This is a genomic window from Paracraurococcus ruber, from assembly GCF_004353985.1.
Lineage (GTDB): Bacteria > Pseudomonadota > Alphaproteobacteria > Acetobacterales > Acetobacteraceae > Paracraurococcus > Paracraurococcus ruber.
Genome location: NZ_SMOA01000602.1, coordinates 1 through 1,028, shown reverse-complemented (window position 1 = coordinate 1,028; position 1,028 = coordinate 1). Strand labels below are relative to the sequence as shown.

Annotated in this window: 2 tRNA genes and 1 rRNA gene; all 3 read right to left on the bottom strand. The window is 65.2% G+C overall.

The window, feature by feature from the left end:
• Positions 1-323: 323 nt before the first annotated feature.
• Positions 324-396: transfer RNA gene (locus E2C05_RS32025), tRNA-Ala, on the bottom strand.
• A gap of 143 nt (positions 397-539) precedes the next feature.
• Positions 540-613, bottom strand: a tRNA-Ile gene (locus E2C05_RS32020).
• A 300-nt stretch (positions 614-913) separates the two neighbouring features.
• Positions 914-1,028, bottom strand: a 16S ribosomal RNA gene (locus tag E2C05_RS32015); the annotation flags it as partial.

Genomic DNA, 1,028 nt, shown 5'->3' with positions numbered 1-1,028 from the left:
ACGCCCGCACGCAGTACCAAACCGCGCCAAGCATCACATGCCAGCACAACAGCAAGCACACTCACACATCACACATACATAAACACTTCCAACCAGATTCACCTGTCAATGAGCAGGCCGCCCGGACGCGGAGACCCGAAGGTCTCGACGCCACCAGGCGGGGTCTTGGAAGCACGCATCCCCCAGGCCAAGGCCAGGAGGAATACCCGACAAGGTGCACCACGCCTGCCGTCGCAGTGCGACGGCTCGCTGCCGCAAGCGGCAGCGACCGGCTTCGTCACCCTCCGGGGGATTCTTGCCGCCGGCGCAGCCGACAGCAAAAATGGAGGCAACCGGATTCGAACCGGTGACCCCCTGCTTGCAAAGCAGGTGCTCTACCAGCTGAGCTATGCCCCCTCGATGCCCAAACACCTTCACAGCACGGCCGAGCCAAGCTCAACCGCGCCTGCCGCGGCAGTGCCGCGGCTCGCCGCTTCGCGGCGACCGGCTTACGGCACCCTCCGGGGGATTTTTACCGTCGGCGCAGCCGACAGCAAAAATGGGCCAGGGAGGACTTGAACCTCCGACCCCACGCTTATCAAGCGTGTGCTCTAACCAACTGAGCTACTAGCCCCCAACCCAGGCCGGGCACGCCAGGCGCCACTACGCCAGGCATGCGGGCCAGGACCAGATCGCGGTTCCAGGGAAGGATGCGCGGACGGCGCCGATCCCCCGAAAGGGACCGGACGCGCCGCGCAGGGTTGCCAGTCTGGCCGGCAAGGGCCAGCCGGAGACGACGGGATGGATGGATGTGCCAGGCCAGGACCCCTCATCCGAGGAGCCAGGGCCCGGCGGTCGCCCGCGGGCGATGCATAGTCTTGCAGGACAGATCCAGCCGAGGGAGAAAGCCCCCTCACCCCGGATCCGTTCCTTGAAAGGAGGTGATCCAGCCGCAGGTTCCCCTACGGCTACCTTGTTACGACTTCACCCCAGTCACTGACCCTACCGTGGCAGGCTAGCTCCTTGCGGTTACCGCACCTGCTTAAGGT